The following is a 23980-nucleotide window of genomic DNA, read 5'->3' as shown; positions in this document are numbered from 1 at the left end:
ATGAAGAGAAGTTGGTTGTTATACATAGCTTTGGGAGTTGCTATTTTTTTTGCTATAACTTACGCAATTTTCTTTTATTGGAATATTGATAACAATAATAAATGGAGTACATTTTTTAGTTTCACATCTACTTTTGGTATAGTAGCTACCATTGTTGTTTATTGGCTAGGTAAAGCAGATTTAGACAAAAAAGAAAAACGCTCAAATAAAATAAACTTAAAATCGATTAGCACTAGATTAAATCATCAAATTAAAATAAACACACATATAACGGAGCAATTGAAATCTCTATGTGAAAACATTATCAATAACGGAGAATATTTAGATATTAAATTCCATATAACAAATAATTTTTTACTTGTCGTGACAAGAGACAAAAGGCTTGATCTTATATGGAAGAATCCTTATGAACCATTTTCCATAATTGAAATATCACCTAAAGAATTAGAAGCCATATATAAAGATTTAACTATACTACCAAATAACAAACTCTTAATCGATTTGTTTAGTGAGTTTATAATTGACGCATATGACATACTATACGACTCAACGCTTCTTATTGAAAAAATAACAAGTGAATATAAAGTAGATAGTTTGTATAGCACAGTAATTAATTTAAATAATGCTTGTGATTCATTTTTAGAAAGGCAAGAAGAAATAAAAGATAACTTATCAAAACTCCCCCTGCACTAGCAGGGTTTTTTATATCTAAAATTCAGGAGGCACATTGAAAAAATATGATCTTATTTTAGCTGACCCACCTTGGCAATACAGCAATAAAGTTTCCAACGGTGCCGCCAATAACCATTACCAAACCACCAGCCTATTTGATTTAAAACACCTCCCCGTTCATACCATCGCCGCCGAAAACTCAGCCCTTGCCATGTGGTACACAGGCAATTTTGTACAAGAAGCATTTGAGTTAGCCAAAGCGTGGGGTTTTAAAGTTAAAACTATGCTCGGTTTCGTTTGGGTTAAATTAAATAAGTTGGCAATGGAAAGAATAACAAAGCAAATTCAAAACGGTGAGTTATTCGATGCCTACGATTACATGGATATTTTAAATAACGAAACGAAAATCAATGGCGGTAATTACACTCGAGCAAATACGGAAATATGCCTAATAGCTGTTCGTGGTAATGGCCTACCCCGTCAATCTGCAAGTGTTCGGCAAGTAATTTACTCATGCCTTGGTGATCATAGTGAAAAGCCAAAGGAAGTACATCACAGACTAGAAGAGCTATACGGAAACGTGCCACGCATCGAATTATTCGCTCGTGAGAAATTTGGTGATTGGGATGTATTCGGGGATCAGGTGGAAAGCAATATTCAATTTAATAACATATTGAAAATAGCATAGGTGAATTATGGACATTATTGACTCAGCAAACGAACTAGAGCAATTACACATTCAAGCCGCATTATCAAATCGCCAGCCAGTAATTAAATCAATAAATGGAATGTGCATCTGGTGCGAAGAAATGCCAGCAGCACCAAATAGCGCATATTGCAGTAAAGATTGCGGAGATGATTATGAGCAATATAAGCGGAAAAATGGATGATGTGATGCTTGAAAACGGACGCCGAAAGATAGCAAGGGAATGCCGTGACAAATTAAAGCAACTCAAAAAACTCAGCGATAAACAAAGTACAGCAATACTCAAAGATTACCTTCCAAAGTTTCAATTAACACTCAGCGAAAAACACAAGAAATTCCCACCGATTATGTGGTTGACTTGGTACGTCAACTCTATCGATAAGGAGATTAATAGTGGATGACAAATATTACACGGTAGAAGAATACTCAAAGCTACTGAACTTATCAAAAGGCACTATCTATAGAAAGCCATCGAAATACTACATGTTTAAAGTTGGTGGCTCATGGCGTGCAAACAAGGAAAGCCTGAAAAAGTTTGAACAGGCGCAGTTTAACGACAATAATGTCTATCGGCTGGCTGTAGTCGGTAGCGGGAGAAAAACATGCCGATCTACAAAAGAGGTAAGAAATACTGGGTTGACGTTACAGCACCAAGCGGAGAAAGAATTAGAAAACCTGCTGGCACGGAGGATAAAGTCAAAGCCCAAGAGTATCATGACAAGTTAAAACATGACCTATGGCAGATGGAGAAGCTAGATAAAACGCCAGATAGGTCATTTGAAGAAATGATGTTACTCACCTTAAAAGACGCTGAAGGGCAATCAACATACCAAACGAAACTTGCCTATGCGGATTACTTTCAGCAAATATTTAGGGGTAGAAAAATATCGACTATAACGAGCGATGAAATAGCCAACTCATTACCACTGTATAACCCAAAGACAAAGAGGAAACTATCCAACGCAACACAAAATAGATACCGCTCGTTTATTATGCGTGCTTTCTCTTTGGCTCACAAGATGGGATGGATATTAAAGTCATCGTACATCCCAAGAATGAAAGAGCCAACAGTTAGGGTTCGATGGTTAGAGAAGTGGGAGGCTGAACTTCTGCTTTCCAATATCAAAGTTAAGTGGATGAGGGATTTTGTTTCTATTGCTATTTTAACAGGCATGAGAAAAAGCGAAATATTATCACTTAAATGGAAGAGCGTAGACCTAGTTAGAAGAGTTGCTCATGTAACGGCTGATAATGCAAAGTCAGGGAGAGCTAGACCGGTTCCTCTAAATGAGGTGGCCATTGAAATTCTAAATGGAATTGAAAATGATGGTGACTATGTGTTTTCTAACGAAGGAAAGCGAAGGAGTAACTATTATCGTGAATGCTATTACCAAGCATTAGCTGATTCTGGCATAACTGATTTCACTTTTCACGACCTCAGACATACATGGGCAAGTTGGCACGCCCAAAGTGGAACTCCATTGATGGTACTTAAAGAAATGGGAGGATGGGAGACATTAGAAATGGTTCAGAAATATGCACACTTTAGCGGTCAACATTTAACCAAATATAGTGAGCATGTCACAATCTCGACACAGTCGAAGAATGAAGCCAGTCAAAAGCCACATCTAACACTTTTAACTGGCTGATGTACAACGATTAATTTCACACATCCAAAATTCCAAATCACTTCAACTTTAGATTACGAGTCAGAAGCGGCAATTATGGCAAATATGCCGCTAATCACCCAAGGCAGAACCGTTATTAGTATTGCTCATCGACTTAACACTATTATGCATGCTGATAAAATTTGTGTTATTTGCCATGGGGAAGTGACAGAAATGGATACTCATGAGAATTTACTCAAATTAAAAGGCCTGTATGCCAACTTATGGCAGCAACAGACACAATGATTATGTCTAAAAAAGCACCACCCATACTGTAAGTGGTGCTTTTTTGTTAAATGTGTGTTTTTTTTAACCTATTGAATACACTAGCCTAGTATGCAGCTATAGCACTAGGGGATTAGCTAGGGTATCATTGCGCGCTGAATTACTGGCACACCCCTTTAGCAGTTATAGACATGGCAAAAGAACAAACTGATCGTACTACTCTGGATTTGTTCGCTGAGGAACGAAGGCCTGGGCGACCTAAGACAAGCCCGCTATCACGGGATGAACAATTAAGGATCAACAAACGTAACCAGCTAAAACGCGATAAAGTCAAAGGATTGCGTAGAGTTGAGTTAAAACTGAATGAAGAAGCTGTCGCTGTATTGAACCAATTAGCTGAAGATAAAAATATAAGCCGTAGTGAATTGATCGAAGAAATTTTGATGTCACAACTTGAACAGGTTAATGAAGCGATACGCAAATAGTGTCATCTTGATAAATCACACAAATTTGACAGACTTAGACGCATTTTTTCGCCAGAATAAGGCGTAATATTATATTTATTTTCGTTCTAAAAGAGCTATAGAAGATCAGCACTAACTTCTATCTCCCTTAGAAAAACAAGAGGTTAATCACTTTATGGCAGTCATAGGCATTTTCTTCGGAAGTGACACAGGTAACACAGAAAATATTGCCAAAATGATCCAAGAAAGACTAGGCAAAGATGTAGCAGAAGTTCATGATATTGCTAAATGTAGCAAAGAAGATATCGAAGCTTTTGACATTCTACTTCTGGGTATTCCTACTTGGTATTATGGTGAAGCTCAATGTGATTGGGATGATTTTTTCCCAACTCTCGAAGAAATTGATTTTGAAGGTAAACTTGTCGCCTTATTTGGTTGTGGAGACCAAGAAGACTACGCAGAATATTTCTGTGATGCGATGGGAACCATTCGCGATATCATCGAACCTCGTGGTGCTGTTATTGTGGGTCATTGGCCAACTGAAGGTTATCACTTTGAAGTATCCAAAGGTATGGCAGATGACAATCACTTTATTGGTTTAGCCATTGATGAAGATCGTCAGCCTGAACTAACTGATGAACGTGTCGATGCATGGGTAAAACAAATCTCTGAAGAAATGTCCTTAGCAGAAATTATCGGCTAAGGCATATGAAATAGAGCCTAACCCATAGATCAGCTCACTTGTCGCTCTAAACGCATCATTCAAACAAGTGATCTAGTCTAAAATAGCCGATAAAGCATCCTAATAGGATAGGCTCTCAAGAGATTATCAAAATAATGAGACAAAGCATGGTTTCTATTTTTATTTTCCATGCCTATAATTGTAAAACAGTTTAGAAGACAACTGAATTTATGTTAAAAACGTCTCATTATTGTTAAATTTATGATTTAAGATACAGGACAAACCCGCATGACAGACAACAATAAAGCATTGAAAAATGCTGGACTCAAAGTCACTCTTCCAAGACTTAAGATTTTGGAAGTACTTCAAGAGCCTGAGTGCCACCACGTCAGTGCGGAAGATCTCTATAAAAAGCTGATCGACATGGGCGAAGAGATCGGGCTAGCTACCGTATACCGTGTATTAAACCAGTTTGATGATGCAGGTATCGTAACCCGCCATAACTTTGAGGGTGGAAAATCTGTATTCGAATTAACTCAGCAGCATCACCATGACCACTTAATCTGTTTAGATTGTGGCAAAGTGATTGAGTTTACTGACGAATCTATTGAAACTCGCCAGAAAAATATCGCCGCTCGCCATGGTATTAAATTATCTAACCATAGTTTATATCTATATGGCCATTGCGCAGATGGTGATTGCCGTGAAAATGCTGACGCACACGAAGCAAAAGAGTAAAAGAATCACAAGGTATTGCTACCCTATGAATAAATCATAGTAGCGACAAACGAAAAACCCCTGATAACCATGCTATTGCTAAATGTTATCAGGGGTTTTTATTTCCATAAATTATATTGTTATTCACACTATATTGGTGATTAAGCTCACTAATCTTCTGACAACTTTCACTTAAATCGCCAAATATCAGCACAGAGCTTGCATATTTAGCGCTCGATAATAAGTTGCAATTCAACCCAAATCCTTTATATTATTTTACATATGAATTTTCTTATATTAGAAATTATGCTGCCTTTATTAGTATAGGTACATAAATATCATCATAGATGATTTCCAATATATCAATAATATAAAATTTATATGTATTTAGCTTATTAACTCATTATAATTGTATTATCTTAAATTACAGTTATTCTTTAGTCTGTAACGAAGACGTTATATTACATTTTTTTTGTGTAGTCATTTTTTTTGACTAAACTCATTTATGTAGCTTTAGTCATTTTGTAAGAGATTAACTGATGAAAAAAACCTACCTTTTTCTTAATACTAGTTTTTTCTTCTGGTTTCTTACTTTGATAGGATGGTTTTTTAGTTACTCTGCCATCACCTTATTTTCATTTGTATTATCAATTTTGTTCTTGATCTTACACTTCAATCAAAAAAAGGTAAGTAAAATGTTCACCAAAAGACAAAACAAACCAACCCCTGAAGTAACCCCAACACCAACCGCTAGCACGCCCGAAGCACCCGCTAAGCTAGAAGAACAGATTACAATAGCAACCCCGACTATAAGTGAAGAGAAATCCAATACCATCATCTCAAGGGATGTCATTTTTGAAGGTAATATTACCTCTAATGAACAAGTACATATTTATGGCAAAGTGATTGGTAACATTATAGGGAAAAATAATACAGTGAAAGTCATGTTAAATGGCCAAGTTACTGGGAACATTACCAGTAAAGAGTTGATTGTTAACGGGCGAGTTGAAGGGGAATGTTTATCTGATTCGATAAGCATCGAAAATAATGGTGAAATTCATGGAACTATTCAATATAGTAATTTATCTATTAAGAAAGGTGGTATTTTATCAGGGCAAGCAAAAGTAAAAGAGGCTACTTTACATAATGAAAAAGTAACCCAATTAAAAGATAGGGTAAAACACGACCTTCACACCCCTACCGATAACATCGATAAAGACATCGCTTCTATATAATTATTAATAAATCTAAGTATTGTTTTAACCATTCAAAAAAGGTGAAATATATTCACCTTTTTTATTCAATCACCATTCCCTTAATATACGTATAATTAACTATTTCATTACATCATTTAATATTTAGTCTGCATGTTATTCCTATTTTTAGTAGATCACTGCCAAAATAATTAATTTAAAGCAGCAATCTACTCTCAAAAAAATTGATATTAAAATACAGTAAATGGCATCATCACCATAAATTTAATATCTTTTTCATCTTGGAAGATATTGCCATAACCACCGCCATAGCTAGGAATATCTGTATGGTTATCATATTTAGTAAAGTGCAACTTAAATAGTGTGTCTTTTGCACGGCCTGATTGTACTGTATATAAAATATCAAAGTTCCAAGCGCTTTCTCTTAAACGCACATCCTGAGCGTATTGTGAGTTAGTGCTCGGTTTTGCATCCCAACCATAAATATAGGATGTCCCAACTTTCCACCCTGCTAAATCCCAATTTTTTAAATCATACATTACACCTGCATACACCGCTTTTTCATTGTTCGCATTCCAATCAGAGCGGCCATCCCACCATATATCCATACGGCCGTTTGACGTCGCCCAACCCGGTGTCATACGTTGTAAAAAATAACCTTGGTTTCCTTCAGCTTTAACATATGTCCCTTCAACCTTAAAATCGAATTCGTCATAGGTATAACCTAATGTCATCGCTTGTAACCATGCTAAACCATCGTATACGTCATTAACACCACCGTCTGAAACTTTATCTTTCGAGCCATAAAATTGATAAGAAAGACGTAAATCGCGGTCAACTACAGGTACTGCATATGATACCTTCGCAAAATACTGGTCCATATAATCCTTTGCTTGACCGTATGAGCCTTCTAACACTAATGAATTTTTAAAATCATATTTAAAACCAATAGCATGTAAATAACTGATCCCTGTTTTACCATCCGCTTCTCGGAAATTGTACATATCACGATACCAAGGGGCTTTATAGCGGTCAGCCCATATGTACGACATGCTAAGTTCACCACTTTGCTCAAAATCAAATACCCCACCAACCTCTACCCCTCGGTAAGTTCCTGGCATATAGCTCCAATGAGAAGCAAGCAGTGTTTGCCCTGTTGGTTGAATATAGCCCCCTCTTCCCCAAAAAGGCCCATACTTCATTTTTGCCGCGGCTTTATAAATACTCACACCACTGCGGTCGCCTTTATATTTTTCATCCCAGCGTGTCTTTGCATCACTGAAACCAATTTCATTGGGAGCCGCAGGCCCACTATTGGATAATTCGATTGCGGTAAAACCAGCCAAATCTAAGCCAATAAAGTCCTGAAAATAACCTGAGGAAAAATCAAGGCTAGCGTTGAAAGTCGAGTGCTTAAGGTTATCTGCATATTTTTTATATTTGTCGCTATTTGGGTCTAAATCTTTACGTGAACGATCCCTTTGCCAATAGTAGAGTCCACCTTTTAGTGTCGAATCTTCCAAAAATTGCTCTGCTTGCATGATAGGATGATAACCAATTGGCAGCATAGCGATGGCTATTTTTAAGACGAGCAGTTTCCTGCCAGTATTGACATGTTTATTAACCATTCTTGTATTCCTCTAATAATTTTTAGTTTTAATTTTTCGGCCGAAATACGATTTAACTTTCCTTTTAAATCTAATAATTCACAATAACTTAAGCTATTTGTGATGTATTTAGCCTATTTTTTGCGACGCGAATTATCAACACAGATACTGGCTTTGTTGCCAAAATATGATCAGCGACACATTAATTTTTTTTAGTGATGGTTATCAATATTGATTACTCAATAAAAAATAAAATGTAACTATTTGATAAATAATTAAAATTAAACATGTACTAATAACAGCCTGGGTTAAAAAACAATTCAATAAATAGCTATCTAATGATTTATTTATCTTAATTTTATAGTAATTGCTTAAGTTATATCACCACATTGACCTAATTGAATAAAAATGTATAACTGGTATAAGCATATTTAGTTGGGTTTTCTTAATTTATTTCACATATTAGAGAAAATGGATGACTCAGAATAACGAACAAGGCTGGAGCGTACTCCTTACGGGTAAAAACCTTTGGCTAACTCTAGCGTTAGCAGGGGGCATTTGCCTACATGCGATTAATGTTTATATCACTATCACAACGCTCCCTTCTGTCGTTAGGGATATTGGTGGTATCCGATTCTATGCATGGAATACAACTTTATTTATCCTTTCATCCATTATTCTTTCTGCACTAACCTCTCGGATTTTAAACCATCTCGGTCCTAAACGGAGTTATTTACTCGCTACTGCTATCTTCCTAATTGGCTCTGTTATTTGTGCCATCACGCCTTCTATGTTTATCATGTTGCTTGGCCGGATTATTCAAGGAGCAGGCGGGGGAATATTACTGACACTTTCCTACTCAATGGTGCATATTGTTTTCCCTCAGCACCTATGGTCAAAAGTATTAGCCATGATGTCGAGTATGTGGGGGATGGCAACATTACTGGGCCCCGCATTAGGTGGTTTTTTTGCTGAATATGATATCTGGCGCGGTGCATTTTGGTGCTTAGTATTTGTTGGGATACCTTATTTATGGCTAACGTGGTTGATTTTACCAAGTCATAATTTAACTGAAAAATGCCCTCAAGACCCAATCCCACTGCAAGCTTTGTTGCTACTTTCTGCCGCAGTATTGGCTATTTCACTTGGAAGTCTAAGTAAAGCAAGTCTAATCCCTATTCTTGGGATGTTAATTGCCATTTTATTATGTATACGATTAGTTAAACTTGAACGGACAGCCGAAAATACACTATTTCCCCAAGGTACATTCCATTACAAAGCACAACTTGCTCCTATTTACCTTACGATGGCGCTATTAGGGCTAAGTGTGCAAACAGAAGTTTTTGTCCCTTATTTTTTACAAACCCTTCATGGTGTTGCTCCATTAATGTCAGGCTACTTGGCCGCCTTAGTTGGAGCAGGATGGTCATGTTCAGCCATTATCTCGTCTTCATGCAAACCCGAACATGCGATAAAAACTATACGAATAGGCCCTTTTATTACCTTTAGTGCATTAGCTATTTTAGCACTTTTCATAACAAACATTTGGCAGATTGAAACGCTGCAAATCTGGATAATCTGCTTAGCATTATTCACAACAGGAGCTAGTATCGGCGCAGCTTGGCCACATTTGCTAACCCGTGTCCTGCAAGTTTCTATCGGCCCTGAATCACAAAAAGCCTCTTCAGCGATTACCACATTGCAGCTATTCTCCACTGCGTTTGGCGCATCTTTAGCTGGGTTAATCGCCAACCTTGCAGGGTTATCAGTACCAGGGGGAGTTGAAGGGGCGCAATCCTCAGCGAGTTGGCTATTTGCTGTGTTTTCACTGATCCCTTTACTTGCCTTAATGACGGCAAATATCGTTGCTAACAGAATGAAAGGTCAGTAACTAGAAGGCGGTAAACTCACCGCCTTCTATGCATGGTTAATATTGTTCAAATAGTTCTTGAATTTGTTTTGCATCCTTCGTTTGCGTCAAAGCTAATTGTAGTAAAACTCGTGCTTTTTGTGGGTTTAACCGTTCTGATGCTACAAAGCCATATAAGTTATCATCAACTTCCGCATTGCGTGTGGTATAGCCTGTTGGTACACGGCTTGAACGCACGACCACAACATCTTCTTTTGCTGCGTTTGCTAAGGCATCAAATACTGTTTTATACATATTACCATTACCGACTCCCGCACTTACTATCCCCTCAACCCCTTCTTCTCTAAGTGCTTTAACTGGTGCTGCGGAGGCATTAGCATAATTATAAACAATACCCACCATCGGTAGTTTTTCGAGTTTACTCACATCAAATACCCCCTTATCACTACGGGGCTGGGCAGCTTGGAAGTACGTCACTTTACCATCATGAATAAACCCTTCGGCCCCCGCGTTCACTGCATCAAACGCTTGTACTTCTGTAGTACTCATTTTCATCACATTGCGGCCTTGAACAACTTTATCATTCATAGCCATTAAAACCCCACGCTGCCCTGCTGATTTGTCTGTCGCTAAAACGACGGCGTTATACAAATTAAGCGGGCCGTCGGCACCTAACGCCGTTGAGGGGCGCATTGCCCCCACTAATACAATAGGTTTTTTACAACTCGTGGTTAAATCGAGAAAAAAAGCAGTTTCTTCTAATGTATCAGTCCCATGAGTGATCACAAAACCATCAGTTTTATCACAATCTTGATTAATCTTTTTAGCCAGTGTTAGCCAAACTTGGTCATTCATATCTTGGGAACCGATATTCACCAACTGCTCACCACTTAAATTAGCAATTTTTTTAGTTTCAGGAACAGCATTAATTAATGCGTCAATCCCGACTTTACCTGCTTGGTAGTTTGAAGAGGTTGCTGAATCTCCGCCTCCAGCAATAGTCCCTCCCGTCGCTAATACCGTAATATTGGGTTGGGCAATTGCTGATACGGCAAACAATGAAACCAGTGTCGCGAGCAGCGCTTTATTTCTGTTTTTCATCTTAATTTCCTTTCATTAATAAACTTCAGTTATTATGTGTATTTGTGCTGGGTTTTATGTGATCTATATAATTATTTTACGATAAATAATGAATTTTAAGATGATTTCTCTATGAACGAATAAAAAGCGTGAGGCTGACGACAAAAATCCGTATCATAGCCCGTTTGAAACACCCTACTCACAAGTGACTGACAATGAGCCAAACTTTTATACCCGGCAAAGATGCCGCTCTTGAAGATTCCATCGATGCATTTCAAACCAAATTAAAAAAATTGGGGTTTGATATTGAAGAAGCATCTTGGTTAAACCCTGTACCAAACGTTTGGTCAGTACATATTCGCGATAAAGAATGCCCTCTTTGCTTTACTAATGGCAAAGGTGCGAGCAAAAAAGCGGCATTAGCCTCTGCACTTGGCGAGTATTTTGAACGTTTATCAACTAACTACTTCTTTGCTGACTTTTACTTAGGTAAAGCGATTTCTGAAGGGGACTTTGTTCATTATCCCAATGAAAAATGGTTCCCACTGACAGAAGATGACAGCTTGCCTGAAGGCTTATTAGATAGCCGTCTGCTCAAATTCTATGACCCAGATAACGCATTAGCAGCAAGCCAATTAATTGATTTGCAATCAGGTAATGAAGAACGGGGTATTTGCGCCCTACCATTTACCCGCCAATCAGACGATAAAACGGTTTATATTCCAATGAATATCGTTGGCAATTTATACGTTTCTAACGGTATGTCTGCGGGAAATACAGCGAATGAAGCCCGAGTACAAGGCCTTTCTGAAGTCTTTGAACGTTTTGTAAAAAACAAAATTATCGCAGAAAGTATCAGCTTACCAACGATCCCAGCAGACGTGATGGCACGTTACCCTAGCGTAGTTGAAGCTATTGATACCCTTGAAAAAGAAGGCTTCCCAATTTTCTGCTACGACGCTTCATTAGGTGGGAAATACCCTGTCATTTGTGTCGTGTTATTTAACCCACAAAATGGCACTTGTTTTGCCTCATTTGGAGCTCACCCTGACTTTGGTGTTGCCCTTGAACGTACCGTCACTGAATTACTGCAAGGTCGTGGCTTAAAAGACCTCGATGTATTCAATGCCCCAACGTTTGATGACGAAGAAGTGGCTGAACACACCAATCTTGAAACTCACTTTATTGATTCAAGTGGTTTAATTAGCTGGGATCTATTCAAAGATGATGCGGATTATGCATTTGCAGATTGGAGTTTCAAAGGGACAACCCAAGAAGAATTTGCAACGCTTATCAGTATCTTCAATACCTTAGATGCAGAAGTGTATATTGCGGACTATAACCATTTAGGCGTATACGCATGCCGTATCTTAGTACCGGGTATGTCTGATATTTACCCGGTTGAAGACCTACATATCGCCAATAATGCGATGGGGGCTTATTTACGCGATACTATTATTAATTTGCCGGATAGCCAATGGGAAAAGCAAGACTACCTTGCCCTTATTGAGCAATTAGATGATGACGGTCTAGACGACTTCACCCGTGTCCGTGAGCTACTTGGTTTAGCTGTGGGTAAAGATAACGGCTGGAGCAACCTGCGTATTGGTGAGCTAAAATCCATGCTAGCACTGGCTGGTGGTGACCTTGAGCAAGCATTAGCTTGGGTTGAGTGGACGCAAGATTTCAACAGTTCAGTATTTACTGCAGAGCGTGCGAATTATTATCGTTGTTTGCAAACCCTGCTGTTGCTTTCTCAAGAAGAACAGCGTGAGCCTACTCAATACTACAACGCATTTGTTCGTATGTATGGGAAAGAAGCGGTGGATGCAGCATCTGCGGCTCTTGCGGGTGAATCATGTTTCTATGGTTTGTGGTCCATTGACGATGAACTAAAAGCGTTACCTGCACATCAAGCCTTGCTTGCCGCTTATGAAAAACTACAAAAAGCGAAAAGAGACAACGCATAATAGGTATTAGTTTATTGACGGGGTATCCTTACCCCGTCAATATTTAGTTTTATTCTAAATAACTTATAAATCGAGTGAACGTTTCCACAGTAAAAAATCATACTGCTCTAAACGGTCTGCTTTGACTTTATAGTCCCCACTCGCCGTTTCAATAACACGCTCAAACAACCCTTCGCTTATCGTCGGTAATGGGACACCCTCTATAATTGGCCCGCAATCATAATCAATCATATCCGATAAACGCTCTGCTATTGCGCTATTTGTGGATATTTTCAACACCGGAACAATTGGGTTCCCTGTCGGCGTACCAAGACCCGTCGAGAAGATAACCACATTACATCCCGCAGCCACTAACCCCGTAACTGCATCCACATCGTTACCGGGCGTACAAACTAACGATAACCCACTATTTGGCATTGGCTCTGCATAATCACACACCGCACTAATTGGCGATGTTCCACCCTTTTTAGCCGCTCCCGTTGATTTAATTGCATCTGTTATCAACCCATCTGCAATATTGCCCGGACTTGGGTTATCTGCAATGGTCGTACTAAAGAAATTTGCCGTTTTTTCATAGCGTTCCATTAGTTCAAGGAATTTCTTTTTATCATCAAAAGCGATACAGCGTTTCACCATATCCCCTTCAGCACCACAGAGTTCGGGGAATTCCGCTAAACCAGATGCGCCGCCAAGAGTCACTAACCAATCAGAAACTAACCCCATTGCAGGGTTACCAGAAATCCCTGAAAAACCATCAGATGCCCCGCATTTAACACCTAGTTTTAAATATGATAGAGGGACATCAACCCGAGACTGAGGCTTAACTGCTTTCATGCTCTCATACATTTGCTTTAATGCCGTTTGCATCATTTGTTCCTCGCTGTTCCATTCTTGTTGACGGAAATACAGCGTCGGTTTATCAAAGTTAGGATTACGGGCAAAAAGTGATTCTTTGAACATGTCCCGCTGTGCTTTTTCACAACCTAAACTAAATACAGTGATCCCAATGACATTAGGATGGTCTGCATAAGCCGCAAGCACATCACACATCGTTTTGCTGTCTGACGTTGCCCCACCGCACCCGCTGGTTACAGTAATACAGCGAACACCTTCTATATGTGGAAATAGTTTTGGCTTAGTGATTGCCTCTTGTGCGCCTGCCGTTAAATCAAGTGCGAAACTTTTTAAGCTATTATTGCTGTAACCCAATGCGTCATTAAGAGCATCAGTCAACTTAGTCACATTGCGGTTTTCACAAAACACTAATGGAAAAATTAACCAGTAATTAGCCGTACCAACGCGGCCATCATCCCGTAAATACCCTTTAAATGTACGCCCCTTATATTGTGAAACATCTGGGGCCAGCCATTCATAAGGCTCTTGTTCTAACGAAACAGGTGCAGCATAGTGGCGGATATTATCAACCGTAATTGCCTCACCTTTTGCGATAGCTTTTGTGGCTTTCCCTACTGCCGTACCATACATAGACACAATGCCATCAACAGGGATAGCTTCAAGGGCAAATTTGTGCTTGGCTTTGACCTCTGTCACTAACGTAACGCTTTCATTTCCCCATTGATAAGTCTCACCTGCATGTAAGTCTTTCAGCGCTACAATCAGATTATCACTTTCATCTATTCTTAATATTTTTTGCATGTTTCACCTTCCAGAAATCAAGCTATTAATTTGACGGTAACGCCTTAATATTTTTTTTATGTGTATTCTTTTTTAGTAACCCAATAAGCAATGCGCACCCCACAGTGATCACCGCTAAAGTGACAATACCCGCGGTAGTACTATTCATCATTTTATCGACCTCAACGCGAATGATTGGCGCAAGGAATGAGCAAAATGCCCCCATCGTAGTACAAAAGCCGATCCCTGCAGCAAGTGCTGGGCCGCTCAATAGCTGTGGAGGAAATGTCCAAAAAATCGGTTGCACTGATAAAAAACCTACCGCGCTTAAACAGAGAGCTGCAATAGCGAATACCGGACTCGCAAATGCAGATAATGCAAGACCTAAAGCGGCTGCTAGCATACACACAACAGAGATTTCGATGCGACGATTTGGGTACCTGTCAGCAATACGAGGGATAAAATACACCCCGAATGCAGAACAAGCCCAAGGGATTGCAGCCACCAGTGATTGTTTAAAGCCTAGGCTTTCCCCCATGAGGGATGCAACTTGAGAAGGTAAAAAGAACATCAAACCATACACTGAAATTTGGATCGTGCCGTAAATCAATGCCAAGTGCCATACTTTGGCATTTTTCAGTGCAGATAATACCGATGTTGTTTCTGTTTTTTCATTTTCTTTTGCTAACTGCTCTGTCAGTGCTTTTTTCTCTTCATCAGTAAGAAAACGTGCTTTTTCGGGGCTATCATCCAGATAAAAGAATGCAAAGATACCAATAACAATCGCGGGTAAGCCTTCAATAACAAACATCCAGAACCATCCCGGACGACCTAACCAACCATGTAATTCAAGCAAAGCTCCTGATAACGGTGAACCTAAAGTTAACGCAAGTGGCACACCAAGAACAAAAATACCAATCACTGAGCCACGAACATTATTTGGAAAATAAATAGAAGCTAGTAATAAGATCCCTGGATAAAACCCAGCTTCACCCAGCCCAAGTAAAAAACGCAAAATAATAAATTGCGTTTCATTGGTAACAAACCCTGTCATTGCAGAAAGAACCCCCCAAATGACCGTCGTAATACTGAGCCATTTTTGGGCGCCTATTTTATTTAAAATCAAGTTTGCGGGAATACCAAATAATGCATACGCGGCAAAGAAAATCCCTGCACCAAATGCAAAGGCAGAATCTGATAAGCCAATATCCACTTGCATGGCATCTTTGGCAAAACCAACATTCACTCGGTCAATGAATGCAACAAAATACAAAATAAACATCAGGGGGACTAAACGCTTCCACGATTTGGCTATCGCAGAATTTAAAACGGGATTGTTATAAGCTTTTATCGTTGCCATGATATTTTTTCCCTGTCAGTAAGATGTTCTATGTTTTGGATTCAGGAAAGATTAGAGCGGTGCATCAGCAAGTGCCAATAGCTGCTGAAGCTGCTCTGTCTGTGTACTGTTCAATCCAATAAATGGTGATGTGCAATGTTCAGAATTAATCACCCCTTTGAGTTGTAACGCTTTTTTAAATGTTGGAATAAATGGCGTATTCACCCCATAAATCGCCATTAATTGGTCGACGCGTTGCTGATATTTTGCGACTAATGCTAAATCACCTTGAGCAAAAGCCTGCATCCATGATGCAAAAAATTGAGGGAAAATATTCGATAAACCGCCGATACAGCCACTTCCGCCAGACAACACGACATGAGCAAAGTTATTGTCATAGCCTGCATAAACTTCAAAATGTGGGAGCCGTGATTTTACTGTTTCAATCACTTGAGCTGTATGAGAAGTGTCAGGAATGGTATCTTTTAGCCCAACAATATTAGTGTATTTATCCGCTAAGCGAAGACAAACCTCAGGAGAAACAGAGTAGCCAGTGCGCTCAGGGAAGTTATAAATAAAAATTTTAGCGGGTGTTTTTTCCGCAATCGTACTGTAAAAACGGTAAACCCCTTCATCGTCTAGTGGGAAATAATACGGGCTAATGATCATCACACCGTCAATTTCCTGCTCATAGGCAAAATTAGCCAATTCAATGGATTCATTCACATCTAGGCGGCTTGCCCCTGCATAAACATGCATTCCTTCTTTTTGATAACCGCCACAAAGTTCTATTAATGCTTTTGAATTCTGCATATTTAATGCAAAAAACTCCCCAGTACTCCCCATCGTCACAAAACCTGACACCTTTCCTTTCAAAGAGTCATAAACGTGTAAGTTCTGTTCAAGATCTACTCGCCCCTTGTCATCAAAAACGGTCACTACGGGGGTAATATAACGACTTTCCATACTTTTTTTCTCCATTATTCTTTTTCTTCACCAATCATTGTTCATATATACAAACTACATTCATAAATAAAAACACAGTCAAATAAACACGAATTCTAGATGGAGTCAAATTTATCCATTAATTTTAACTATTCACTTAATGAATTGATTAATTGAGATTTAATTGATAAAAGGGATAATAACGGTAGATTAAATCTATTTTTTTTATTAAAAAATTTTGAGCAGTATCACGGCTTTTTATTGCTCATATCAGGTTTATTCATGATGGAAATGAGATAAATCGTTTTTCTACGGCGATTTACATCGTGTTATTTTAAACCTAGAATAGCGGCAAAATTAATCAGGGAGATAGTTCAATGTCTACGGGGCACATGCCGACAATTCGAGTATTAGAGATACTTCAAGTTTTAGCGGCTGAAAATACTGGGCTTTCTTTGACACAACTTTCTGATAAAACTAATATTTTAAAGGGGACAATTTACCCTATTTTAAAAACATTGGCTGAGTTTCGGTATATCAATTACGATGATAAGAGCCAGCTTTACTATTTAGGTATTGCGTGCTCAATTCTTTCCCGCTCATTTTTCGAAAAATCATATTGGTTGAAAATGATACATCGAGAGATGACGCAAATTGTTGAAGAGTGTAATGAAGTTTGCCAAATGGGCATCTTAGATGGCGCTGATGTACTATACATAGACAAAGTGCAATCTGCACAAAAAGTCCAACTAATTTCTAACATTGGAACCCGCTTACCCGCCATTTATTCAGCATTGGGTAAAGCGATGATTTTTAACTATACTGACCAACAAATTGCTCAACTATACCCTTCTGGCTTTACGCCACTCACTCAATATAGTGTGCAAACTCTACCTGAATTGCGTCAGCAACTTAATATTGTTAGCCAAAATGGCTATGCCGTAGACAATAAAGAAATCAACGAAGAAACAACTTGCTATGCTGTGGCATTGCGCCAACGTAATAAAATCATTGCAGCAATTAGTGTATCTATTCCGACCTTCCGCAGTGATAAACAAAAAGTTGATCAAGTCATCAAAACATTGCTCAACAGCCGTGAACGCATCGAACAAGAGCTAAATACATTAGAAGATATTGAATTTTATACTGAAAACTAATTTAGCGTCTTCATAAAAATTTAAAGTATTGGTTGCTTCCATCAAAGATTATTTTCTTATAATTGGCATAATTGTTAGATAAATATTGCTCGTTAATATAACTAACTAAAAAGTGGTATATCAGATTAAAGTTATACAAGTTAGGGGGATATATACACATAAGTTAAATTAAATATTAAACGGATCATATTCATCTTAAATAATTAACATTTGCACGTATTTTTTTACTTAATCCTGGCCTTAAGATAGCCTTTATAAAAATATTTTATAAATTTTAAAAAATATTTTTATGTTATTTTTCATTTGGTTACAGTTGATTTTAACATTTAATTAACCATTTTGACCACTTTCTCTAGAGACTTCATGATCCACATCAAATTTCTCATTTATCCCCTTTGTTACTATTATTGCGTGCTATAATTAATCAACTTTGTAAGAGAGTGTTGGTATGAAAGCTGACAACCCTTTTAATTTACTGCCACCAGCTGTAATGGCGCAAGTCGCAGATGATGCGGCCTTTTATAAGGCGAATAAGCATCCTGCAATTACTTACTTGTCAGCATTCACTGCCGGTATTTTTATCTCTATCGCATTTGTATTTTACATCACTGCAACTACAGGGGCGGCTGAAGCGCCTTATGGTTTTACTAAGCTCATTGGTGGGATTTGTTTCTCCTTGGGTCTGATGCTAGTCGTTGTATGCGGTGCCGACCTTTTCACTTCTACCGTACTCACTATTGTTTCGAAAGCCACAGGCAGGATCACTTGGGGACAAATGTTCCGTAATTGGTTTCATGTCTACATTGGTAACTTAATTGGTGCATTGTTCTTTGTCGCAATTATCTGGTTCGCAGGGCAATATACTGCAGCAAATGGGCTATGGGGTCTTAACGTTTTACAAACCACCAGCCATAAATTACACCATACTTTTGTTGAAGCTGTTGCATTAGGAATTTTAGCAAACTTAATGGTCTGCCTTGCGGTTTGGATGAGTTATTCAGGTCGTAGCTTAACTGATAAACTGGTTGTTCTTGTTCTGCCTGTTGCTATGTTTGTAGCAAGCGGTTTTGAACATAGCATTGCAAATATGTTTATGATCCCATTAGGGATTATGATTAAAGAATTTGCTCCTGCTGAATATTGGGCTCAAATCAATATGTCACCAGAGCAGTTTTCGCACCTAACAGTCGGAAACTTTATTACAGATAACTTAATTCCAGTCACTATTGGAAATATTATTGGCGGCGCGATTTTAGTCGGCCTCATTTATTGGTTCATGCATTTACGTGGTGGCCAAAAACATTAATAGCCACTGACACACACAAAAAGATTTATTAAGATCCTTAAAAGATCCATTGTTAAAAGGTAAAAGTATCATGTCCGAGTTAAATGAAAAATTCGCTTTAGCATGGCAAGGTTTTAACCAAGGTAACTGGCAGGATAACGTCGATGTACGTGATTTTATCCAGAAAAACTACACTCCATATGAAGGTGATGAATCTTTCTTAGCAGGCTCTACCCCAGCGACTGACGCACTGTGGGATAAAGTCATGGAAGGGATCAAAATCGAAAACCGCACTCACGCGCCAGTTGATTTTGACACAGATGTTGCGTCAACTATCACTTCCCATGATGCTGGTTACATTACTAAAGAATTAGAAAAAATCGTTGGTTTACAAACTGACGCCCCTCTGAAACGTGGTCTTATCCCGTTCGGTGGTATCAAAATGGTTGAAGGCTCATGTAAAGCTTATGACCGCACTTTAGACCCAGAAATCAAAAAAATCTTCACTGAATATCGTAAGACTCACAACCAAGGTGTTTTCGACGTTTACACACCAGACATCTTAAAATGCCGTAAATCAGGTATCTTAACAGGTCTACCGGATGCATATGGTCGTGGTCGTATCATCGGTGACTACCGTCGCGTTGCACTGTACGGTATTGATTTCCTGATGAAAGACAAATTTAACCAATTCACCTCTTTGCAAGAAAGATTAGAAAAAGGTGAAGACCTGCAAATGACTATCCAACTACGCGAAGAAATTGCTGAACAGCACCGCGCATTGGGTCAAATGAAAGAAATGGCTGCAAAATACGGTTACGATATTTCTGCACCAGCAACAAATGCACAAGAAGCTGTACAGTGGACTTACTTCGGTTACTTAGCCGCAGTGAAATCACAAAATGGTGCAGCAATGTCATTTGGTCGTGTTTCAACGTTCTTAGACGTTTATATCCAACGTGATATCGAAGCAGGTAAACTGACTGAACAACAAGCGCAAGAACTGATTGACCACTTAGTCATGAAACTGCGTATGGTACGTTTCTTACGTACACCTGAATACGATGAGCTATTCTCTGGTGACCCAATTTGGGCAACAGAATCATTAGCGGGTATGGGTCTTGATGGCCGTACTTTAGTCACCAAAAATACGTTCCGCTTCCTGAACACACTGTATACCATGGGCCCATCTCCAGAGCCTAACATGACTATTTTGTGGTCAGAAAAACTGCCATTGAATTTCAAAAAATATGCGGCAAAAGTCTCTATCGATACTTCATCTGTTCAATATGAAAACGACGACCTGATGCGTCCAGATTTCAACAACGATGACTACGCTATTGCATGTTGTGTTAGCCCAATGATTGTTGGTAAACAAATGCAGTTCTTCGGTGCTCGTGCTAACTTAGCGAAAACCATGCTGTATACCATCAATGGTGGTATCGATGAAAAACTGAAAATGCAAGTTGGTCCTAAACATGCGCCAATCATGGACGAAGTCCTTGACTTCGATACTGTGATGAATCAAATGGATGGCTTTATGGACTGGTTAGCAACTCAGTACGTCACTGCACTGAACTGCATCCACTTCATGCACGACAAATATAGCTATGAAGCTTCTCTAATGGCGCTGCATGACCGTGATGTCTATCGTACAATGGCATGTGGTATTGCGGGTCTGTCTGTTGCAGCTGACTCACTGTCTGCGATTAAGTATGCCAAAGTTAAACCAATTCGTGATGAAGACGGTATTGCAATCGACTTTGAAATCGAAGGCGAGTATCCACAATTCGGTAATAACGATTCTCGTGTAGATGATATCGCGTGTGACTTAGTTGAACGTTTCATGAAGAAAATTCAGAAACTGCCTACTTATCGTAACGCAGTACCAACTCAGTCAATCTTAACTATCACATCTAACGTTGTGTATGGTAAGAAAACAGGTAATACCCCTGATGGTCGTCGAGCAGGTGCTCCGTTTGGCCCAGGTGCAAACCCTATGCACGGCCGTGACCAAAAAGGTGCGGTTGCATCGTTAACTTCTGTTGCTAAACTGCCATTTGCTTACGCGAAAGACGGTATTTCTTATACTTTCTCTATCGTACCAAATGCATTAGGTAAAGATGACGATGTTCGTAAAACTAACTTAGCAGGTCTGATGGATGGTTACTTCCACCATGAAGCGTCTATCGAAGGCGGTCAGCACCTGAACGTTAACGTTATGAACCGTGAAATGCTGTTAGATGCAATGGAAAACCCAGAAAAATACCCACAACTGACTATCCGTGTATCTGGTTACGCAGTGCGTTTCAACTCACTGACTAAAGAACAACAGCAAGACGTTATTACTCGTACTTTCACCAGTACAATGTAATAATTAGCTTATTAAAATAAAGTAAATTAAAGGCCCCGTTTTATGGGGTCTTTTTATCTATACCAGCAACGATATTTTTCTCTCTAAAGTTTGCGGTATGACGGATATTTTGGAGTGCCTGCTATGTCTATCGATGATACTAAAACTAAAACAATAGCGACAACTAATGTGACAGAAACCCCTGCCGTACTTGGCCGTATTCACTCTTTTGAATCATGCGGTACCGTCGATGGTCCGGGGATCCGCTTTATTGTCTTTTTCCAAGGCTGCCTAATGCGCTGTCTGTATTGTCATAACCGCGATACATGGGATACCCACGGCGGTCAAATTGTGACTGTCGATGAACTAATGAAAGAAGCAGTTACCTATCGCCATTTTATGAATGCAACCGGTGGTGGTGTTACCGCATCCGGTGGCGAGGCAATTTTGCAGGCAGAATTTGTCCGCGATTGGTTCCGCGCCTGTAAAAAAGAAAATATCCATACTTGCTTAGATACGAATGGCTTTGTGCGCCGTTATGACCCTGTTATTGATGAACTAATGGATGTTACTGATTTAGTCATGCTCGATTTAAAACAAATCAATGATGATATCCACCAAAAATTAGTGGGTGTATCCAACCAGCGTACACTTGAATTCGCTCGCTATCTGGCTAAACGTAATCAAAAAACATGGGTTCGCTATGTCGTTGTGCCAGGTTGGAGTGATGATGACCACTCAGTGCATCTGCTAGGTGAGTTTACTAAAGATATGAGTAATATCGAAAAAATCGAGTTATTACCTTACCATGAGCTGGGTAAACACAAGTGGGAAACTATGGGTGAAGAATATAAACTTGATGGGGTGAGACCACCATCAAAAGAAGTCATGGAGCGTGTTAAAAGTATTCTCGAAAGCTATGGCCATAAAGTGATGTATTAATACTCGTTGGGGCTTGAAATAAAGCCCCCCTTACCTTAGCGTATTGCAACTGGCTCTGTTAGTTGGGGTTGGTTTTATCAAGCAATACGCAGGTATAAAACAATTTATCCGATGCAAGTTTCCATTTCCGTATATTGTTTTTGAATTAATAACGAATATTTGGAATTGGTAATCAAACATAGAAAATGCTGTTTTACGTACCTTTCAAATACTGCAAAAACAGACCAACCGAGAATGAATCTGCGACTATGTGTTGATGCGACGTAGCCAGCCTCCCTTAAATCTACAAATAGCATAATTCAATGATAGAGCGGCCTTTGAATTTAATTTCTTTATTAACAGTTAGTAAAGAAGCTTTATTAATAAAAGCTTGAACTTTTATTGTGCCTTTTATATTAGAAAAAAGAGCAGGTTGCAAACTCCCTAATTTTGCCCAAGATATGATTTTATTTGAAGAATCATTAGGTAATAAATCACCATTCGCATGTTGCCAAATGATATTTTGGTCTCCACAAGATGCATTACCTGATATTGGCTGCACTCTCTCTGCCTTATTATCTACATATAAAGAACCTAAATCTAACGCTATCGCATATCCACCAATTGGAACACCTTCCTGAGTATTACCTAATCCCCCTGCCATCATATTGTTATTTAATAACTGAACAGGAGGAACTCCATAACCGCTAACACCTTCTTGTTTATTTGGCGCAAGTGAACGTTCAATTTGATTAAAAGTTTGGAGTGCTATAGCAGTTTTCCCCGAATCACATTGTACAGTGAAGTTAATATTTTTTTCGGGTAATATTGTATAAGAATAATTACTTAACTCATTTCTATTTATAGCACCATAGTCAATTGAGGTAGAATCAACAATAAGATTACATGCTGTTGTCATTTCTGAATAGCTAATACTTAAACTTGTACTTCCACCCAACGTTTTTAACGGTATTTTGTTCCTAACAACAACACCTTTTTTACTCAATGAATTAATTTTTAAATCAACAAGTAAATTGAAGGAAAATACTTTTCCTTTTTCACCCTGTGCGGGTTGAATACGTAGATTGGGATGAATTTTAACATCTTTTTGTGATGAGTTGATTCTATTTGAGCTATTTAATTCAATAGCATCGATTAAAATAGGTTTCCCATCAAGCATCGGATTATTTACATTTAAAATAGCTTCAGATGTATTATTTGAAAAGGTATTGCTAATCGTAGAAAAATCAATATATGGGGTAGTTTCTTCACTGCACTCTACTACTACAGGAACAATCCGATTCCCCGCATATACCACACCATTTTGTTTTTTTGTATTAAAATCAGCTAAGGTATCATAGTTAACCTCATCTGTTCCCAAGTTGATGTTACATGTCCCATGACCATCTGATGCAAATGCACTAAAAGATAGGCAAGTTAGTAGCCCTGCAATTAATTTTATCATTCTAAA

21 protein-coding genes and 1 pseudogene are annotated in these 23980 nt (G+C 38.7%); 16 read left to right on the top strand and 6 right to left on the bottom strand.

Annotation, left to right across the window (positions count from 1 at the left end):
* The 10 genes and pseudogenes from P3L56_RS06505 (at nt 1) to P3L56_RS06460 (ending at nt 6368) form a co-directional block, all read left to right on the top strand.
* Nucleotides 1-693, top strand: a complete 693-nt coding sequence (locus P3L56_RS06505) for a hypothetical protein (RefSeq protein WP_136134462.1) — start codon at nt 1-3, stop codon at nt 691-693.
* A 34-nt stretch (nt 694-727) separates the two neighbouring features.
* The gene (locus P3L56_RS06500) at nt 728-1360 is read left to right on the top strand and encodes an MT-A70 family methyltransferase (RefSeq protein WP_198861205.1); all 633 of its coding nucleotides are present in this window, start codon (nt 728-730) and stop codon (nt 1358-1360) included.
* Nucleotides 1361-1367: 7 nt separating this feature from the next.
* Nucleotides 1368-1562 (top strand): hypothetical protein, encoded by a 195-nt coding sequence (locus P3L56_RS06495; RefSeq protein ID WP_238564063.1) that lies wholly within the window; start codon nt 1368-1370, stop codon nt 1560-1562.
* Complete coding sequence (locus P3L56_RS06490; RefSeq protein WP_136134459.1) at nt 1534-1779, top strand: hypothetical protein; 246 nt, start codon at nt 1534-1536, stop codon at nt 1777-1779. The genes P3L56_RS06495 and P3L56_RS06490 overlap by 29 nt, the downstream gene beginning before the upstream one ends.
* A gap of 201 nt (nt 1780-1980) precedes the next feature.
* Nucleotides 1981-3027 carry a tyrosine-type recombinase/integrase gene (locus tag P3L56_RS06485; protein WP_136134458.1) on the top strand — a complete coding sequence of 349 codons (1047 nt, stop codon included), beginning with the start codon at nt 1981-1983 and terminating at the stop codon, nt 3025-3027.
* 33 nt (nt 3028-3060) lie between these two features.
* A pseudogene (locus P3L56_RS06480) lies at nt 3061-3291 on the top strand (type I secretion system permease/ATPase); the annotation flags it as partial.
* Between the two features lie 170 nt (nt 3292-3461).
* Nucleotides 3462-3755: a LexA regulated protein gene (gene ybfE, locus P3L56_RS06475; protein WP_042846485.1), complete on the top strand. Its 294-nt coding sequence runs from the start codon at nt 3462-3464 to the stop codon at nt 3753-3755.
* A gap of 154 nt (nt 3756-3909) precedes the next feature.
* A complete protein-coding gene (gene fldA / locus P3L56_RS06470) occupies nt 3910-4437 on the top strand; it encodes a flavodoxin FldA (protein WP_042846486.1) in 528 nt (175 codons plus the stop codon).
* A gap of 267 nt (nt 4438-4704) precedes the next feature.
* Complete coding sequence (gene fur / locus P3L56_RS06465; RefSeq protein ID WP_042846487.1) at nt 4705-5154, top strand: ferric iron uptake transcriptional regulator; 450 nt, start codon at nt 4705-4707, stop codon at nt 5152-5154.
* A 674-nt stretch (nt 5155-5828) separates the two neighbouring features.
* Nucleotides 5829-6368, top strand: coding sequence for a polymer-forming cytoskeletal protein (locus P3L56_RS06460; RefSeq protein ID WP_225832874.1), 540 nt, complete (start codon nt 5829-5831; stop codon nt 6366-6368).
* A gap of 209 nt (nt 6369-6577) precedes the next feature.
* Here P3L56_RS06460 and chiP read toward each other — a convergent pair whose 3' ends face one another.
* The gene (chiP, locus tag P3L56_RS06455) at nt 6578-7975 is read right to left on the bottom strand and encodes a chitoporin ChiP (protein ID WP_042846489.1); all 1398 of its coding nucleotides are present in this window, start codon (nt 7973-7975) and stop codon (nt 6578-6580) included.
* A gap of 454 nt (nt 7976-8429) precedes the next feature.
* Here chiP and P3L56_RS06450 point away from each other — a divergent pair, with 454 nt between their 5' ends.
* Nucleotides 8430-9845 carry an MFS transporter gene (locus P3L56_RS06450; RefSeq protein WP_048606586.1) on the top strand — a complete coding sequence of 472 codons (1416 nt, stop codon included), beginning with the start codon at nt 8430-8432 and terminating at the stop codon, nt 9843-9845.
* Nucleotides 9846-9881: 36 nt separating this feature from the next.
* Here P3L56_RS06450 and ansB read toward each other — a convergent pair whose 3' ends face one another.
* On the bottom strand, nt 9882-10925 hold the full coding sequence (ansB, locus tag P3L56_RS06445) for an L-asparaginase 2 (RefSeq protein ID WP_210831872.1): 1044 nt from the start codon (nt 10923-10925) through the stop codon (nt 9882-9884).
* Between the two features lie 194 nt (nt 10926-11119).
* Between ansB and ycaO the strand changes: the two genes are divergently transcribed.
* Entirely contained in the window at nt 11120-12874 is a 1755-nt protein-coding gene (gene ycaO / locus P3L56_RS06440) for a 30S ribosomal protein S12 methylthiotransferase accessory factor YcaO (protein WP_071547884.1), read from the top strand.
* 63 nt (nt 12875-12937) lie between these two features.
* Here the strand turns inward: ycaO and P3L56_RS06435 are convergent, their stop codons facing one another.
* From P3L56_RS06435 to P3L56_RS06425, 3 genes are read right to left on the bottom strand one after another with little or no spacing between them, the layout of a single operon-like run.
* Nucleotides 12938-14530: a UxaA family hydrolase gene (locus tag P3L56_RS06435; RefSeq protein WP_272686151.1), complete on the bottom strand. Its 1593-nt coding sequence runs from the start codon at nt 14528-14530 to the stop codon at nt 12938-12940.
* A 25-nt stretch (nt 14531-14555) separates the two neighbouring features.
* On the bottom strand, nt 14556-15869 hold the full coding sequence (locus tag P3L56_RS06430; protein WP_042846493.1) for an MFS transporter: 1314 nt from the start codon (nt 15867-15869) through the stop codon (nt 14556-14558).
* A 51-nt stretch (nt 15870-15920) separates the two neighbouring features.
* The gene (locus P3L56_RS06425) at nt 15921-16814 is read right to left on the bottom strand and encodes a dihydrodipicolinate synthase family protein (protein WP_166685418.1); all 894 of its coding nucleotides are present in this window, start codon (nt 16812-16814) and stop codon (nt 15921-15923) included.
* Nucleotides 16815-17170: 356 nt separating this feature from the next.
* On the opposite strand from P3L56_RS06425, the gene P3L56_RS06420 reads away from it, so the two are divergent.
* From P3L56_RS06420 to pflA, 4 genes are all read left to right on the top strand, one after another.
* Nucleotides 17171-17950, top strand: a complete 780-nt coding sequence (locus P3L56_RS06420; protein WP_048606579.1) for an IclR family transcriptional regulator — start codon at nt 17171-17173, stop codon at nt 17948-17950.
* Between the two features lie 448 nt (nt 17951-18398).
* Nucleotides 18399-19256, top strand: a complete 858-nt coding sequence (gene focA, locus P3L56_RS06415) for a formate transporter FocA (RefSeq protein WP_048606577.1) — start codon at nt 18399-18401, stop codon at nt 19254-19256.
* Nucleotides 19257-19326: 70 nt separating this feature from the next.
* Nucleotides 19327-21609, top strand: a complete 2283-nt coding sequence (gene pflB / locus P3L56_RS06410) for a formate C-acetyltransferase (RefSeq protein ID WP_042846497.1) — start codon at nt 19327-19329, stop codon at nt 21607-21609.
* A gap of 123 nt (nt 21610-21732) precedes the next feature.
* Nucleotides 21733-22530, top strand: a complete 798-nt coding sequence (gene pflA, locus P3L56_RS06405) for a pyruvate formate lyase 1-activating protein (RefSeq protein WP_048606575.1) — start codon at nt 21733-21735, stop codon at nt 22528-22530.
* Between the two features lie 283 nt (nt 22531-22813).
* Here pflA and P3L56_RS06400 read toward each other — a convergent pair whose 3' ends face one another.
* Nucleotides 22814-23974 (bottom strand): DUF1120 domain-containing protein, encoded by a 1161-nt coding sequence (locus P3L56_RS06400; RefSeq protein WP_048606574.1) that lies wholly within the window; start codon nt 23972-23974, stop codon nt 22814-22816.
* Between the last annotated feature and the right edge of the window lie 6 nt (nt 23975-23980).

It is taken from the genome of Providencia sp. PROV024 (assembly GCF_032709665.1).
Lineage (GTDB): Bacteria > Pseudomonadota > Gammaproteobacteria > Enterobacterales > Enterobacteriaceae > Providencia > Providencia huashanensis.
Note: the sequence above shows the minus strand (reverse complement) of the source record. Positions and strands in the feature narration are given on the sequence as shown.